This window comes from Clostridium sp. 19966, from assembly GCF_032335695.1.
Taxonomy (GTDB): domain Bacteria; phylum Bacillota; class Clostridia; order Clostridiales; family Clostridiaceae; genus JACTOJ01.
In genome coordinates, this window is record NZ_JACTOJ010000001.1 from 224,998 (window position 1) to 240,796 (window position 15,799).

Consider the following 15,799-nt stretch of genomic DNA (forward strand, 5'->3'; position numbering starts at 1 on the left):
GTCATGAAGATGGCGAATGCATTTTTTATTACTTAAAAGTATATAAAGCTTAAAAATGATAAAAATATATTCGAAGAATAACAAATAAGAAATGGGGTAATAGATATGAAAAAAGTAATAGCATTACTAATGTCTGTTCAGATAGCTCTTGGAATATTCGCTGGATGTAACAAAAAGACATCCGAAGGAGGAACTCCAGGAACCAGCACTGTGAATTTAACTGTACTTACTAATAGAACAGATATTGTAGATACTTATTTAAAGGATTATGCGAAGAAATATAAAGAAAAAACAGGGGTAAATATTAAGTGGGAAGCCATAACAAATTATTATGATGATGTTAAGGTAAGAATGAATTCTAAGAATTATGGAGATGTGCTGTGCATACCTACAGGAATATCTGTAAGTGATTTGCCGCAGTTCTTTGAACCGCTGGGTAAAAATACAGATGCCCAAAACAAGGACTATGCATATAATACAACTTATGCTGTAAAGAATGCAAACAGCAATGATTACACTGTATATGGTTTAACCTACGGCCTAAGTGCTACAGGAATTGTTTATAACAAGGCGGCATTTAAAAAGGCAGGAATAGATAAGCTTCCTACTACTTTAGATGATCTATATGCAGCAGCAGGCAAACTTAATGCAGCAGGAATTATACCTCTTGCTACAAACTTTAAAGATAAATGGCCCTTATCTGCTTGGGATACTGTAGGTATGACTGCTTCAAAAGCCGGAACACTATGGAATGATGTAGTTAAAATCAATGAACCTTTTGCTGCAGGTCAGCCTTTGAGAACTGCTATGGATATATTATATAAATTTGTAAATAGCGGATGGGTAGAAAAGGATATAACTACAACTAACTGGGAGCAGTCAAAATCTGATTTGGGTCAAGGAAGAGTAGCTATGATGCCTCTAGGAACTTGGGCTATTTCACAAATTCAGGGTAAAGCAACCAATAAAGATGATATAGGATACATGGCATTTCCCATAGATAACTCTGGAAAAACATATTCTGTTTCAAGTCCGGATTTATTCATGGGAGTAAATAAAAATAGTAAAAATATAAAAGAAGCTAAAGCTTTTTTATATGATTTCATTAATTCTGATTACGCTGATACTCAGGGTTTTATACCTTCTAAAACAGGCAAAGCATCCTCAAATTCTGTCATAAAAGAATTTTTGTCTTCAGGAGTTCAGCTTATTACTATAGTAACCTCAGATACCGAATCTGATAAGAGACAGAAGATTGCAGATAATTCGGGAGTAGATATAAATGGCGGCGGAGATTATGAACAGCAGGTAGCTCTAGCGGCTAAAAAAGGTCAAACTGACTATATAAATGTATTGAATGATTTAAATAAAAAATGGTCAGATGCAAAGAAAAAGTTAGGATATTAAAAATTGGGGGAATTGGAATTCCCCTAATTTTTATCTATTGCTGCCAAAGGATGTGATTTTATGTTTTCAAAACTTAGTTATAAAAAACAAAAGAATATACTTATAACATTATTTTTAGTTATTCCATTAATATTTTTGATCACATTTACCTATATACCTACTTTCAATATGGTGAGGTATAGCTTCTATGATTGGAATGGCTTTAGTCCAAATAAACAATGGATTGGCGTTAATAATTACATTGAAGTTTTTACTAACAAAGATTATTTTACTGTATTCGAAAATAGTGTTTATTATTTTGTTGGAGGAATAATACAGTTAATAATAGCTTTTTATTTAGCTGCTGTGTTAAGTACAAAGACAAAGTGGAAGAACACTTTTAAAGCTCTGTTTTTCTTTCCGTATTTAATAAATAGTGTAGCGGTTTCTCTTATTTTCATATTTTTCTTTAGGCCTGATGGAACTTTGGATAGCATATTGAAACTTTTAGGGTTAAGAGCTCTAATAAGAGAATGGATAGGAAATGAACATATAATTAATTTATCCTTAGCTTTTGTATCCATATGGAGATATATGGGATTTAATTTTATTGTGTTTCTAGGAGCAATTCAATCAATTTCAAGTGAAGTGCTGGAGGCAGCTGATATAGATGGCGCCAATGAATGGCAAAAGGTAAGATTCATACTTCTCCCAAGTGTTAAGAGAATGGTTCAGTTGGCGCTTATATTAAATGTGTCGGGAGCTATAAGCGTTTTCGAGATACCATTTATAATGACGGGAGGAGCTAATAATAGTATGACCTTCGTAATTCAGACTGTTTATACAGCTTTCAAATTTAATAGAGTAGGTTTGGCGTCAGCTATGGCTGTCATTGTTTTGCTAATAGTAGCTGTTGTTACTATCCTGCAGCAGAGTCTATTTAAGGAGGAAGCATAATGAATAATAGTGCCTATATGCTGAAAAGATATTTTTTGATATTTATTAAGTATCTTTCATTAATATTTTTTGCTCTGGTTTTTATTGTACCTATTTTAGTAGTTGTATTTGGAGCTTTTAAGACCGCTAATGAGTTTGATATTACCTCTAAGATATCACCACCTAAAAACTTTCTGTATTTTGAAAATTTTAGTACAGCATTTATAACTGGAGGAATGTTAAAAGGGCTTATAAATACGGCGATAATAATGATAATAGCATTGATAGGTATAGTGTTATTTGGAGCTATGGTTGCTTTTGTACTGCATAGGTTTGTTTTCAGGGGTAAGAAATTTATTTTGCTGCTTTATTTAGCGGCTATGCTTATACCTATGGTAACAACTCAAGTAACAACCTTTAAAATCATAAATAGTTTAGGACTTTTTAACACAAGATGGTCCGCCATAGTTTTATACCTTGGGGCGGATGTTATGAGTATATACATAATGATGCAATTTATGGATTCTATATCTATAAGCTTAGATGAAGCTGCCATGCTGGAAGGAGCATCATATTTTTATATATTCTACAAATTAATATTGCCGCTTTTAAAGCCAGCTATTGCTACCATAATAATAATTAAAGGAGTTGGAATCTATAATGATTTCTATATACCTTATTTGTATATGCCTGATCAAGATCTTCAGACGCTGTCCTTATCGTTATACAAATTCATGGGACCCTATGGAGGGCAGTGGAATGTGATATGTGCGGGTATAATATTGATCATGATACCAACAACTATGGTGTTTTTGCTTTTGCAAAAATATATATACAATGGATTTGTGGCAGGTTCGGTAAAGTGATTTTTAATAAGGCTCTGTTTTAAAATGTTGATATTATTTTTGAAGTTTCATCCATGGGTTCTGAAAAAAACATGCTAAAAGCGACAAAAGCCTATATCAGCATTCTTTTAAAACATAGCCTTTTGCTATATATTTGACAATTTATTTAGATTAGATTATAGTCATTATAAGATTTTTAAGGGAAGGTGATGAAGATGGGGAAATACAGGGTGATACTATTTGATGCGGATAATACATTGTTTGATTATGATAAAGCTGAGAAGGTTGCTCTTATAAATGCTTTGAAACGTAACGGTATTGAATATGAAGATTATATACATAATAAGTATAGAGAAATAAATGGACAGCTTTGGCTTGATTATGAAAAGGCTTTAGTGACAAAGGATGAGCTGCAAACCAAAAGATTTGAAGAGCTTTTTAAGATAATGAAGGTAGCAAGAGATGCTGAACTGTTTAATAAAGATTATATGGACGAGCTAGGAAATGGCATATTTTTAATGGATGAGGCAGAAGAGGTATGCAAAATTTTAAGCACCCAGTGTAAGCTTATAATAGTCACTAATGGAATTTCTGAAACTCAAAAAAGAAGATTGGAAAATTCTGCATTAAAAGCTTATATAAATGATATGATTATATCAGAGGATACTGGATATCAAAAACCTCAATTGGAGTTTTTTGATTATACCTTTAAGAAAATAGGAGAGGTTGATAGAGATGAAATCCTATTGGTTGGTGATTCTCTTACTGCAGATATACAGGGAGGGATAAACGCAAATATAACTACCTGCTGGTATAACCCTCGCCTATTAGAAAATACTAATGAAATTAAAAGTGATTTTGAAATCCACAAGCTTAGTGAATTGCTAGAGTTAATGTTAGAAAATAATTAGATTTTTGTGCTTTGTTTAATAAATTTGCTTGAAAGCTCTAAAAATGCTTTAAGTGCTGGAGATAACCATTTATCCTTGTGATATAGTACTTGAGATACGATTCCGAAGTCTGGTCCACTCCAGTCCAGCGGAATCAATCTTCCTTGAGATATCTCTTCGTAAACAGCTATCTTAGGAAGAAGAGTTATGCCGAGACCGCTCATAGTGAATTGCTTTATAGCTTGAACACTTCCAGTTTCTAAAATAGTATTTGGTTTCAAGTTGTTCTCGCTTAAAATATTTTCGAATACAGCCCTATAGCTGCAGCCCATCTCTGTAAGAATTAAAGGTTCATTTTCAATATCTTCTGGTTGTATATTTTTCTTGGACAACATATGATTTCCTGGGGCGGCAAGAAGCAGCATAGGTTCATCAACCTCTACGGAGGCTATAAAATCTTCGGATACTATTCTTGTGCCTAAGGAAAAAGCTACATCTATAATGTTGTCTCTCAGGTAATGCCTGAAATCTGCACAGCTGCCGAATTTTAAGGAAACCTCCACTTCGGGATAAAGTTTTCTGTATTCTTTTAATATTTCGGGCAGCCTTATAACACATAAAGATTCTGCGGCACCTATGGTTAGAGTGCCTTTTGGAGTTTCTGGATTTCCAACTATATTTTTAATATCAGTGGATAATTTTATCATCTGTTTTGCGTAAGGAATTAATTTCTTTCCTTCGTGTGTCAGCGTAACGGTTTTACCTATTCTATCAAAAAGGCGTATGCCTAATTCTTCTTCTAAAAGTTTAATTTGAGTTGTTATGGTAGATTGTGCATAACCTAACTCTTCAGCAGCTTGAGTAAAACTATTTAATCTGCCGATGGTGAGAAAAGTATTTAGTTGCTTTAAATCCATTGAATATCATCCTTATCAAAATTATTGAAGATAATTATAGAAATTATCAATTTTACTAATGCATATTATTATGGTAACATATATATATTGAATAATCAATTTCTTATGGGGAGGAAAACTTTATGGAAAGTAAATTAAAGGTTGGAATAATAGGGGCTACAGGTATGGTAGGACAAAGATTTATTTGTCTCTTGGAGAATCATCCTTGGTTCAATATAGAAGTATTAGCTGCAAGTCCTAAATCAGCAGGAGTTTCTTATGAGGAAGCTGTTAAAAACAGATGGAAAATGGCAAAACCAATACCTGAGAAAGTTAAAAATATGATTTTAATGGATGCGGCAAAAGTAGATGATATATGTGATAAAGTAGATTTTGTATTCTGTGCAGTTTCTATGGGTAAAGAAGAAACTAAGGCTTTAGAGGAAAGCTATGCTAAGAGAGAAACACCTGTAGTTTCCAATAATTCAGCTAATAGATGGCAAAGCGATGTACCTATGATAATACCAGAGATAAATGGGCATCACATGGAAATAGTAGATGTTCAAAGAAAAAGATTAGGGACTAAAAATGGATTTATAGCAGTTAAACCTAATTGTTCTATACAAAGCTATGTGCCTGCATTAAGTGCTCTTAAGAAATTTGAACCAGAAACTATAGTTGCATGTACTTACCAAGCTATATCTGGAGCGGGTAAGAACTTTAATGATTGGCCAGAGATGCTGGACAATGTTATTCCATATATAGGCGGAGAAGAAGAAAAAAGTGAAAAAGAGCCCTTGAAAATATGGGGAACCATAGAGGACGGAGGGATTGTTAATGCAAAATCTCCAATAATAACCACACAATGTATAAGGGTGCCTGTAACAGACGGACATTTAGCAGCGGTTTTTGTAAATTTTAAGAATAAGCCTTCAAAGGAAGAAATAATAGATTTGTGGGAAAACTATGTAATTCCGGATGCTGTTAAGAATCTTCCGAGTGCTCCTAAGAAATTTATTCAGTATTTTCAGGAAGAAAACAGACCTCAAACTAAACTGGATAGAGATTTCGAGAATGGGATGGGTATAAGTGTAGGAAGACTTAGAGAAGATAAGATATATCAATATAAATTTGTAAGTTTATCCCACAATACCATGCGTGGAGCTGCCGGCGGCGGAGTTCTTACAGCAGAATTTTTGAAATATCATGGTTATATAACTAGAAAGTAGTTTTATAAAAATGGCTATTGCTCAATGAAGATAAAGTTATTTTAGAGAGAAATAGATAAGAACAGATTAATGATTAAAAATTAATAATTAAAAGTGAAGGTAAGAATTCAGCCTTGCTGAATTTATTATAAGCTTATAAGTTAAAGAAATCGGCTCATAAAGAGACAATTTCCTCAATAACTATTAATTTTTACCTCTTACTTCTTAATTGAAATATATCATTTACTAAACTTATCTTAATATCTTAAAATAAATAATCTTTTTGCAACAGCCCTTTTTTCTAATGTATAGCTCTTTTTTTGTATTTTTTCCCTGAGACTTCTACGCTGCCTATGGTTACCAAAGCATCCTCATCAAAACCTTGGACTATTGATTTTAGCTTAGAGATTTCCAATCTGGATATTACTACGTAAAGCACGTTAGTTGGAGAGCCTTTGTAGGCACCTTTCCCATCTAATATAGTTACACCTCTGCCAAGTCTTGACATTATAGCTTCGCATATGTCTTCGTGTTTTTCAGAGATTATCATTATAGCTTTTGATTCATCTATACCTTCCACTACTATATCTATAGCTTTGAAAGCTATGAAATAGGTTATAAGGGAATACATGGCTCTGTCCCAGCCAAAAACCAAACCTGCACTGCTCAATATAAATAAATTAAAGAACATAACAATTTCTCCTATAGAGAAACTTAGTTTTTTATCTAAAATTATTGCTACTATTTCAGTTCCGTCCAAGGAACCGCCATTTCTTATAATTATTCCGACTCCGGTACCGAGGATTATTCCTCCGAAAACTGAGGCTAATAAAACATCGTGAGTTAACCCGGGAATAGGGTGTAAAAAAGATACTGCTATAGAGAAGCAACTTACTGCAAATAAAGTAGACAAAGTAAAAGTTTTACCGATTTGCTTGTACCCTACTATAAAAAAGGGAATATTTAATGCAAAAGTAAATAACCCCAATGGTATGTTTGTAAGATAGCTTGCCATTATAGAAATACCAACTACGCCTCCGTCGATTACATTATTAGGAACTAAGAATATTTCTAGACCGATAGCAGCTAAAATTGATCCTACGAGTATTAATACTATTTTTGATAAATTATTATGAAGTATTTTTGTATATGTTTTCATGTAAGACCCTCTTTCATATTTAAGTTGAATTTGCAAGCAGACAGAATGGTTTTAAATTATATATATAAGTAAATGATAACATATTAGCAGCCAATTTTGAGAAAAAATTTTTAAAACAATATCTAAATTTTATATGAATATATATTAATATTTGACTATACTGATGAAAACTTTGTTTCAAAATTAAATAAAGTGTGGTAGCATATATGTGGAGGTGGAATTGCAGTGAAAGACGAAGAAATATTTAAGGATATTGATAATAGATGCTTAAGACTGTTTGACTTAATATTCGTAAATGGATCCTATACTAATTCTGAACTTTTACATATTACCAAAATGAAAAAAAGTACACTTCTCCGCAGTATGAAAATATTAATGGAAAATAATTTGGTAGTAGATACGGCAGTTGGAGAATCTACTGGAGGGCGAAGGCCAACAGTATTTGATGTAAACATAAACAAATACTATCTTATAGGAGTGGATATTTCTAGAACTTATGTGGATATAGTAGTTACTGATTTAAAAATGAATGTTATTAAATATAAACAGCTTCAGGCAGCTTTTGAATATGAGAGGAATGTTAATATAATCTCTGAAGAAATAATAAGTATTTACAATGGAATATCACCTTTGTTTAAGGTTATTGGAATTGGAATAAGTATTGTGGGAATAGAAGAGAAAATTAAGAACAATATAATATCCATAGAAAAAAAATTAAGCGAAAAGCTTAATATACCGATTTTTACTGAACATGGAGCCAGTGCTGCAGTTATGCTGGAACATCATATAGGTCATGGAAAAGGAATGGAAAACGTATCTTATATAAATTGTGGTGTAGGTATAAGAACAGGCAGTATATGCAATGGCAAACTTGTAAAAAATATTATGGAAGATGCTTTGGGACATAATATCATAGACATTGATGGTGAGCTGTGTAAGTGTGGAAATTACGGATGCCTTCAGAATTATGTATCCATAGAAAAGATAAAGAATAGATATATCAGTGAGATGAAAAAATGGAAGAAAGGCGCAGAAATTACCTATAAGGATGTTTGTGATTTAGCTGAAGAGAATGACGAAATTGCAAAGTACATAATAAAAGATGCAGCTGTATACTTTGGAACAGTAATGGCAAACTTTATAAAAATGTTAAATCAGCAGCTTATAATACTCAGCGGTCCGCTAATAAATAATTCTAATATTTTTTATGATTTTGCCACTAGTACAGCCTTGAAGAAATCTCCTGGATATGAAGTGAAATTTATTAGAGGAGGATATTTTGAAAACAAGTCTATGGCAGTAGGAGCTGCTTATTCTGCTTTTTATAGAATAATGCAGCAATATAAAGGTGAGGATATTTAGGAAGGAGTGATGGATTTTGGTTTTGATTGCATTTAAAATATTTATTCTATCTATATTAGCAGGTGTTTTTGGAGCTATACTTGGGCTTGGAGGCGGAATAATAATAACCCCTGCGCTAACTGTATTTTTTGGCATAGATATAAAATATGCCATAGGAGCAAGTATTGTTTCAGTTATAGCTACCTCCAGCGGAGCAGCTGTAGCTTACGTTAGAGATAAGATAACTAATATAAGAGTAGGCATGTTTTTAGAGATAGCTACCACTACTGGAGCTATAACAGGAGCTTTTGTCAGCGGACTTATATCCCCTAAGTATCTGTATATTATTTTCGGCATCATACTTTTGTATTCAGCTATAATGATGTTTAAAAAAAAGAATCAAGAGATACCGCAAAATATCACTCCTCATCCGCTTGCTGATAAGCTAAAACTTAATGGCAGCTATTATGACAAAGTGCTGCAAAAGGATATAAAATACAATGTAACTGGTGTATATGGTGGATTTGGAATGATGTATGTAGCTGGAGTTATATCTGGATTGTTAGGTATCGGAAGTGGTATTTTTAAGGTTATGGCCATGGATTTATTTATGAAGTTGCCCTTAAAGGTATCCAGCGCCACCAGCAATTTTATGATAGGAGTAACGGCAGCAGCCAGTGCTGGGGTTTATCTTTTAAGAGGTGCTATAGATCCTAAAATTGCTGCCCCTGTTGCTTTGGGCGTGCTTATTGGAGCTAATGGCGGAACAAAAATTATGCAAAATTTAAAAAGCAAGACTATAAGAATTATTTTTATACCTGTACTTGTATACGTATCTTTACAGATGATTTTTAAAGGAGTTGGGTTATAATTATGGAAAACAAAGAATTAGAAGAAATGGAGTTAACCATAAGCAGGTTTTTAAAATTTGGAGTTATGCTCAGTGCTGCTGTTATAGCTTTGGGATTTTTGATATTTATTTTTACAGGCAATAGCGGATATAACGGAGAGTATTTTCCTAAGACTCCTGTTGAAATTTTCAAAGGACTTGCGTCTTTAAAAGCCTATGCTATAATTCTTACGGGACTTATGCTTTTAATACTTACACCTGTGTTTAGAGTAGGGATATCTATATTGGTATTTATTAAGGAAAAAGACTTCCTTTATGCTAAGATAACTGCTTTAGTCTTTATTATACTTATAGTAAGTTTTCTATTAGGGAAGGTCGAATAGCAATGAATGAAGGAAGGAAAAATGTAAATTTTCCTTCCTTCACTATTAATTGTAATCTAATTTAAGATGATGAGTATCGTTAATTGTAACGATAACTGGTTTTAACTCATCTGTAAAATATATTTCGCTGATAGAAGTGTTGCCTAAAAATATTTTGTGATACATGCTGATATCCCAATTAAATATTGCTATGAGAGCAGCTTTTATTATTCCTCCATGAGCCACCACAACGATATCCTTGCCTAAGTTTGAATTTACTATATCCATAATTGAAGCTTTTGCTCTTTCGCAAGCCAGCTTTATACTCTTATCTCCCCCGCAAATCGGCCCTTCCACAGTGTCTTTTTTCCACAAAGCAAATTCTTTGGGAAAATTTTGCTCTATCTCGCTGACGGTTAAGCCTTCCCAATCTCCAAAGTTTATTTCTGTTATACCTGGGCATATCAAAGGTTTAATGTCCTTACTTTTAGCAATCGTTTCAGCTGTTTTATAAGCTCTTTTTAATGGACTGGAATATATTGCATCAAATTTATTTATAAGCTGCTGAGCTACATATTCTGCTTGTTTTAATCCAGCTTCATTTAACTCTATATCAGTGCTACCTTGAAATTTTCCGAGTTTATTCCAATCGGTTTCTCCATGTCTTACTAAAAATAATCTTGTAATCATAGTTTGTCTGCTCCTTTTAAAATGAAATAGATATATGAAATTTTTTATGTTTTACATTAAAACCTAAAAAATTAAAAGTCTTTTGTGATAATTAAAGTGTAGCAATATAGCAAAATATCGTCAAGGAAAGAGAAGGATTACAATAGAATTTAATTAAATATTTATTATGATTTGATTCTATAGACTAAAATATAAATAAAGGGTAAAATAATAAATGATTTATGGAATTGCACATACATATAAAATATTGTGCAGCCTCAAATAAATTTTGGAGGAAATAGTATGGAAAGATTAGTTATTTTGGATGGAAATAGTTTATTAAATAGAGCTTTTTACGCATTGCCCCCTCTAACAAATTCAGAAGGCATTTACACTAATGCTGTATTTGGATTTACTAATATGCTTTTAAAGATACAAGATGAAATAAAACCGGATTATATAGTTTCTACATTTGATAGAAAAGCTCCTACCTTTAGGCATAAGGAGTATGATGAATATAAAGCCGGAAGAAAGAAAATGCCGGAGGAGCTTGCACAGCAATTTCCATTGGTTAAGGATATGCTTAAACTATTTGCCATAAATTCCTTTGAGATTGACGGATTTGAGGCAGATGATTTAATTGGAACCTTAGCTAAGTTTGCTGAAAATAAGAGTATAGAGGTTTACATAGTAACCGGAGATAGAGATGCGCTTCAGCTGGCTAGTGAAAATATAAAAGTTGTGATAACTAAAAAAGGAATAACAGAAAAAGAGATTTATGATAGAAAAAGAATGATAGAAGAGTTTGGAGTAACTCCAACTCAGTTTATAGATGTAAAAGGACTTATGGGAGATGCTTCAGACAACATTCCTGGAGTGCCGGGAGTGGGAGAAAAAACTGCTTTTAAATTAATCAAAGAATATGGAAGCATAGAAGAAGTTTATAAGAATATAGATAAAATATCAGGGAAAAAGTTAAAAGAAAATCTTGTGGAAAATATGGAAAGCGCCTTTTTTAGCAAGAAGCTTGCCACAATTGTAGTAGATGCACCGATAGAAATAGATATGGAAGACATAAAATCTAAAGAAGATTATGATGTAGAAGAAATTAAAAAGCTATTTTTTAGGCTACAATTTAAAAGTCTTATTGACAGACTGCCTAAGAAAGAAAATGACAATATAAAAAAAGAAGCTGAAGAAAAAATAGATTTTCAGGAAGTTAGCAGCATTGGCAACCTGGAGGTGGCTATTAATAAGTTAATAAGTAAAAGCATGGTATATATAACGTCTCATATAAATAATGAAACCAATTTTTCCACTCTTGAATTGAAAAATATAGTGCTTTCAACCCAAGAAAACGAAAATTTCGTATTTTACATAGATCAATTGCTAAGTGAAGACTCTGAAAATACCATAAGAAATTTAAAGAAATTATTTGAAAATGGCAGCATTAAAAAAATAGGCTACGACATGAAAAACACCTATACCGCTCTAAGAAAGCATAGCATAGAACTGGAAGGTATAGTTTTTGATGTTAAGATAGCGGCTTATATAATCGATTCTTCTAAAGGGGAATATGAACTTATAAATATAATAAGAGATTATTTGCGGACAGATGTTTTAGGAGAAGGTGTAGCTTTAGAAGTTAAAGAGAACTCTATGCTGGGACTTCTGTATGAAAAGCTTAATGAAAGCATTAAAGAATTTGGTATGGAAAAGCTTTATTATGAAGTAGAGCTTCCTTTGAGCAGGGTACTGGCTAGCATGGAGGAAATTGGCTTTAAAGTTAATGCAGAAAAGTTAGAGGAACTTAAAAGTAAATTCACTTCGGAAATAGGCAAAGTTCAAGAAGAGATATATGCTATTTCGGAGGAGAATTTTAATATTAATTCACCAAAACAGTTGGGAAAAATTTTGTTTGAAAAGCTTGATTTACCTGTAATCAAAAAAACAAAGACAGGGTACTCTACAAACGCAGAAGTTTTAGAGGAATTATCTGATAAACATCCTATAATAGAAAAAATAATATATTATAGACAGCTTACTAAGCTTTATTCTACATATATAGAAGGCTTAAAAGCTGTTATGGATGAAAAAAGCAGAATTCATTCAAACTTTAATCAGACTGTTACTACTACAGGGAGGCTTTCCAGCACGGAACCTAATCTTCAAAATATACCAGTAAAATATCAAATGGGGAAAGAGATAAGAAAGGTTTTCGAAGCAGATAGCGCTGAATGTGACATACTTTCAGCAGACTACTCTCAAATTGAATTAAGAGTTCTTGCACATGCTGCCAAGGATGAGAATTTAATATCTGCCTTTAAGCATCATAGTGATATCCATACTAAAACAGCCTCTGAAGTGTTTAAAGTGCCTATAGAAGAGGTTACGCAAACTATGAGAAGCAGGGCGAAAGCGGTTAACTTCGGAATAGTTTATGGAATAAGCGATTTTAGCTTGGCTAAAGATTTAAAAATACCTAAAAAAGAAGCTAAGCAGTATATGGATACATATTTTGAAAGATATCCCTTAGTTAAAAAATATCTTGAAGATACAATAAAAAGTGCTGAAAAAGACAGTTTTGTAAAAACAATAATGAATAGAAGAAGATATGTTCCAGAAGTGAATGCTTCAAATAAAATAACTAAAGCACTAGGAGATAGGCTGGCTATGAATGCGCCAATTCAAGGAAGTGCGGCAGATATAATTAAATTAGCTATGGTAAATGTTTATAATAAATTTAAAGAGAATAAACTTAAATCTACATTGATTTTACAAGTTCACGATGAACTTATAGTGAATTTATGGAAAGATGAAGAAGAAATAGTTAAGAAGATAGTAAAAGAAGAGATGGAGAATGTTATTGAATTTTCCGTACCTCTTGAAGTGGATATAAATGTGGGTCATACCTGGTATGACGCCAAATAAAAGAAGGGTGAGAGAGTGTTTAAAGTAGGATTAACTGGGGGTATTGGTTCAGGCAAAAGTACAGTATCAAAAATGCTCATGGAAAAAGGCATGACTATTATAGATGCTGATTTTATAGCTAGAGATGTGCTGGATAAATATCCCGATTTAAAAGAAGCTATAAAAAAAATTTTTGGTGATCATTTTTTTGATTACTATGGAAATCTTAAAAGAAAATATTTAGGTGATTATGTTTTTAAATATCCATCAGAAAGAAAAAAACTAGAAAATATTTTAATACCCGCTATAAAAAAAGAAATAAATGAATATTTTAAAGCCTATGAAGAGAAAGGTGTAGGAGTATGCATCCTAGATGCACCTACACTGATAGAAAATGGACTTCATGAAGAGATGGATATGAATATATTAGTGTGGGTAGATAAAAATAAGCAGATTGAAAGAATAAAACAAAGAGATAATATGGATAAAGAGAGTATAATTAATAGAATAAACTCTCAAATGAGCTTAGACAGCAAAAAGGAATTGGTTAACTTTATAGTCGATAATAGCAAAAGTATAGAAAGTACAAGGCTTCAAGTTGATGAAATATTAAGTATATTAAATGTTTATAAATAATATAGGCTTTTTAATAGTATGAAATTGAGGTAATGTATGAATAGAAATAGAAGATTGCTCGCACTTGCAGTATTGCTTATTACGCTTATGGTTGGTTTGGTTTCATTAGCAAAATATGCAGTGAAGCGAGCATACCCATTAGAACATGAAGAAATAATAAAAGAGTTCTCTAAAGAATATAATATAGATCCCTATTTGGTTGCTGCCCTTATAAGAGCTGAAAGCAATTATGATAAGAATGCTATATCGCATAAATCTGCCAATGGACTTATGCAGATAACAGGTGAAACTTCTCAGTGGATTGCTGATCAAATGAAGATTAGTAATTTTCAGCAATCTATGCTTTACGATCCGGAAGTAAATATAAAGATGGGATGCTGGTATTTAAATAACTTAAGAAAAGAATTTGGAAGCGATGAATTAATGCTGGCTGCTTACAACGCTGGAAGAGGTAATGTGGAGCAGTGGCTTAAAAATGAAAAGTATTCTAAGGATGGTAAAACCTTGACCAATATTCCGTTTAAAGAAACGGATCAATATATTAAAAAAATTAAAACTAATTACAATATATATAAATTTATTTATGGAAAGCAGCTTTCAAATTAGAAAATGTATACAATATTTGAGAAAATATCATATATAATCTTGAAAAAAAGTGCTTGCAAAATGTATAGAAGGGTATTATAATCTATACTTGTAACAAACGAAATACCCTATGCGGGGATGGCGGAATCGGCAGACGCGTACGTTTGAGGTGCGTATGGGAGACCATGCGGGTTCAAGTCCCGCTCTCCGCATCATAATTTCTGGAATATGCGTTAAGCTCTTATTTTGAACCTACATCACAATTGCGGGAGTTCGATATTTTGATGTGTATATGTACTGCTTATGAGACCTTTTAGGCATTGCTGAGATAGAAGCGTCAGTGAGGGCACCCACCTATCGACAGATAGGGGTCAAAATAGAGTACCGGTATTTTGGATTTTAAAACGATATTTAGAGAGAGATCGAGAGATCTCTCTTTTTCGTTTTGCTATATTTTAAATCAGTGTTGATTTTTATACTGATTTAAAGCATTTCTTTGAAACAAAATTTTCCTAGAAAAGGATTTTTAATATCAGTGTAGAATTATACTATTGAATTAAGTATATAGAAAAGAGGTGGTGTGATGTTAGATATGGAGTTGTATTTTGATGATATATCCATATCCAGTGTTAATAACCGAGATATAGATAACCTAGAAATTTGGATGAGAGAGCAAATTGATGAAAGCTTTAAAAATAGTTGGATGAACATTGATGAGATAAGAGAAAGATTTGTAGAATACTATATAAGCGAAAATGAAATTTTTCTTAAAATATTAAGAGAAAATAAAATATTGGGAATATTTAAAGGTAGGGCTGAATTTAATCCTAATGGAGAACTTGTTATTTGGTGCTACATAATAGATAGGCAATACAGGAATAAAGGCATTGGAAGTAAAGTGCTTGGGGAAATAATAAAATATCTGTATTCCAGTCTGGGAATAAAAAATTGCCTAGCTGGAGTTGTGGACGGAAGCAGAGAGGCTTTTAATTTTTGGAATAAGAATGAATTTATGTTTTCAAGAGTATCTAAAAATTTCTTTGAAGACGGTAATATAAAAAAGGATATGATTATTTTGAAAAGAAATGAAATTTTAGGGTAATTTTTTATTTGAAAATTACATATC

The 15,799-nt window shown here is 32.3% G+C and carries 15 protein-coding genes, 1 tRNA gene and 1 other RNA gene; 14 read left to right on the forward strand and 3 right to left on the reverse strand.

Going from position 1 to position 15,799, the window contains the following annotated elements; all coding sequences use genetic code 11:
• The first annotated feature begins 105 nt into the window (after window positions 1–105).
• The 4 genes from IAI10_RS00970 (at window position 106) to IAI10_RS00985 (ending at window position 4,078) form a co-directional block, all read left to right on the forward strand.
• Window positions 106–1,407 carry an ABC transporter substrate-binding protein gene (locus IAI10_RS00970; protein ID WP_315671432.1) on the forward strand — a complete coding sequence of 434 codons (1,302 nt, stop codon included), beginning with the start codon at window positions 106–108 and terminating at the stop codon, window positions 1,405–1,407.
• A gap of 60 nt (window positions 1,408–1,467) precedes the next feature.
• Window positions 1,468–2,343: a sugar ABC transporter permease gene (locus tag IAI10_RS00975; protein WP_315671433.1), complete on the forward strand. Its 876-nt coding sequence runs from the start codon at window positions 1,468–1,470 to the stop codon at window positions 2,341–2,343.
• Window positions 2,343–3,188 (forward strand): carbohydrate ABC transporter permease, encoded by an 846-nt coding sequence (locus tag IAI10_RS00980; RefSeq protein WP_315671434.1) that lies wholly within the window; start codon window positions 2,343–2,345, stop codon window positions 3,186–3,188. The genes IAI10_RS00975 and IAI10_RS00980 overlap by 1 nt, the downstream gene beginning before the upstream one ends.
• A gap of 194 nt (window positions 3,189–3,382) precedes the next feature.
• On the forward strand, window positions 3,383–4,078 hold the full coding sequence (locus IAI10_RS00985; protein WP_315671435.1) for a YjjG family noncanonical pyrimidine nucleotidase: 696 nt from the start codon (window positions 3,383–3,385) through the stop codon (window positions 4,076–4,078).
• Here the strand turns inward: IAI10_RS00985 and IAI10_RS00990 are convergent.
• Window positions 4,075–4,974, reverse strand: coding sequence for a LysR family transcriptional regulator (locus IAI10_RS00990; RefSeq protein ID WP_315671436.1), 900 nt, complete (start codon window positions 4,972–4,974; stop codon window positions 4,075–4,077). The two genes, IAI10_RS00985 and IAI10_RS00990, sit on opposite strands and share 4 nt — an antisense overlap.
• A 122-nt stretch (window positions 4,975–5,096) precedes the next feature.
• Between IAI10_RS00990 and asd the strand changes: the two genes are divergently transcribed.
• Window positions 5,097–6,182, forward strand: a complete 1,086-nt coding sequence (asd, locus tag IAI10_RS00995) for an aspartate-semialdehyde dehydrogenase (RefSeq protein ID WP_315671437.1) — start codon at window positions 5,097–5,099, stop codon at window positions 6,180–6,182.
• 280 nt (window positions 6,183–6,462) lie between these two features.
• On the opposite strand, the gene IAI10_RS01000 is transcribed toward asd, so the two are convergent.
• Window positions 6,463–7,320 (reverse strand): YitT family protein, encoded by an 858-nt coding sequence (locus tag IAI10_RS01000; protein ID WP_315671438.1) that lies wholly within the window; start codon window positions 7,318–7,320, stop codon window positions 6,463–6,465.
• 225 nt (window positions 7,321–7,545) lie between these two features.
• Here IAI10_RS01000 and IAI10_RS01005 point away from each other — a divergent pair, with 225 nt between their 5' ends.
• Genes IAI10_RS01005 through IAI10_RS01015 form a run of 3 tightly spaced genes read left to right on the forward strand, consistent with a single transcriptional unit; the run spans window position 7,546 to window position 9,894 of the window.
• Window positions 7,546–8,682 (forward strand): ROK family protein, encoded by a 1,137-nt coding sequence (locus IAI10_RS01005; RefSeq protein WP_315671439.1) that lies wholly within the window; start codon window positions 7,546–7,548, stop codon window positions 8,680–8,682.
• Window positions 8,683–8,698: 16 nt separating this feature from the next.
• Window positions 8,699–9,532: a sulfite exporter TauE/SafE family protein gene (locus tag IAI10_RS01010; RefSeq protein WP_396334327.1), complete on the forward strand. Its 834-nt coding sequence runs from the start codon at window positions 8,699–8,701 to the stop codon at window positions 9,530–9,532.
• 2 nt (window positions 9,533–9,534) lie between these two features.
• On the forward strand, window positions 9,535–9,894 hold the full coding sequence (locus IAI10_RS01015) for a DUF1634 domain-containing protein (RefSeq protein ID WP_315671440.1): 360 nt from the start codon (window positions 9,535–9,537) through the stop codon (window positions 9,892–9,894).
• Between the two features lie 45 nt (window positions 9,895–9,939).
• Here IAI10_RS01015 and IAI10_RS01020 read toward each other — a convergent pair whose 3' ends face one another.
• Window positions 9,940–10,563, reverse strand: a complete 624-nt coding sequence (locus IAI10_RS01020; protein ID WP_315671441.1) for a histidine phosphatase family protein — start codon at window positions 10,561–10,563, stop codon at window positions 9,940–9,942.
• 282 nt (window positions 10,564–10,845) lie between these two features.
• Between IAI10_RS01020 and polA the strand changes: the two genes are divergently transcribed.
• From polA to IAI10_RS01050, 6 genes are all read left to right on the forward strand, one after another.
• On the forward strand, window positions 10,846–13,473 hold the full coding sequence (gene polA, locus IAI10_RS01025; protein WP_315671442.1) for a DNA polymerase I: 2,628 nt from the start codon (window positions 10,846–10,848) through the stop codon (window positions 13,471–13,473).
• A gap of 15 nt (window positions 13,474–13,488) precedes the next feature.
• Complete coding sequence (coaE, locus tag IAI10_RS01030) at window positions 13,489–14,088, forward strand: dephospho-CoA kinase (RefSeq protein ID WP_315671443.1); 600 nt, start codon at window positions 13,489–13,491, stop codon at window positions 14,086–14,088.
• Window positions 14,089–14,124: 36 nt separating this feature from the next.
• Window positions 14,125–14,694 carry a lytic transglycosylase domain-containing protein gene (locus IAI10_RS01035; RefSeq protein ID WP_315671444.1) on the forward strand — a complete coding sequence of 190 codons (570 nt, stop codon included), beginning with the start codon at window positions 14,125–14,127 and terminating at the stop codon, window positions 14,692–14,694.
• Window positions 14,695–14,805: 111 nt separating this feature from the next.
• Window positions 14,806–14,885: transfer RNA gene (locus IAI10_RS01040), tRNA-Leu, on the forward strand.
• A 3-nt stretch (window positions 14,886–14,888) separates the two neighbouring features.
• A non-coding RNA gene (ssrS, locus tag IAI10_RS01045) (6S RNA) lies at window positions 14,889–15,076 on the forward strand.
• Between the two features lie 180 nt (window positions 15,077–15,256).
• Entirely contained in the window at window positions 15,257–15,775 is a 519-nt protein-coding gene (locus tag IAI10_RS01050; protein WP_315671445.1) for a GNAT family N-acetyltransferase, read from the forward strand.
• The last annotated feature ends 24 nt before the right edge of the window (window positions 15,776–15,799 follow it).

Coding starts and splice junctions, on each gene's coding strand:
- IAI10_RS00970 (WP_315671432.1), top strand. CDS start 106: ATGAAAAAAGTAATAGCATTACTAATGTCTGTTCAGATAGCTCTTGGA.
- IAI10_RS00975 (WP_315671433.1), top strand. CDS start 1,468: ATGTTTTCAAAACTTAGTTATAAAAAACAAAAGAATATACTTATAACA.
- IAI10_RS00980 (WP_315671434.1), top strand. CDS start 2,343: ATGAATAATAGTGCCTATATGCTGAAAAGATATTTTTTGATATTTATT.
- IAI10_RS00985 (WP_315671435.1), top strand. CDS start 3,383: ATGGGGAAATACAGGGTGATACTATTTGATGCGGATAATACATTGTTT.
- IAI10_RS00990 (WP_315671436.1), bottom strand. CDS start 4,974: ATGGATTTAAAGCAACTAAATACTTTTCTCACCATCGGCAGATTAAAT.
- asd (WP_315671437.1), top strand. CDS start 5,097: ATGGAAAGTAAATTAAAGGTTGGAATAATAGGGGCTACAGGTATGGTA.
- IAI10_RS01000 (WP_315671438.1), bottom strand. CDS start 7,320: ATGAAAACATATACAAAAATACTTCATAATAATTTATCAAAAATAGTA.
- IAI10_RS01015 (WP_315671440.1), top strand. CDS start 9,535: ATGGAAAACAAAGAATTAGAAGAAATGGAGTTAACCATAAGCAGGTTT.
- IAI10_RS01020 (WP_315671441.1), bottom strand. CDS start 10,563: ATGATTACAAGATTATTTTTAGTAAGACATGGAGAAACCGATTGGAAT.
- polA (WP_315671442.1), top strand. CDS start 10,846: ATGGAAAGATTAGTTATTTTGGATGGAAATAGTTTATTAAATAGAGCT.
- IAI10_RS01035 (WP_315671444.1), top strand. CDS start 14,125: ATGAATAGAAATAGAAGATTGCTCGCACTTGCAGTATTGCTTATTACG.
- IAI10_RS01050 (WP_315671445.1), top strand. CDS start 15,257: ATGTTAGATATGGAGTTGTATTTTGATGATATATCCATATCCAGTGTT.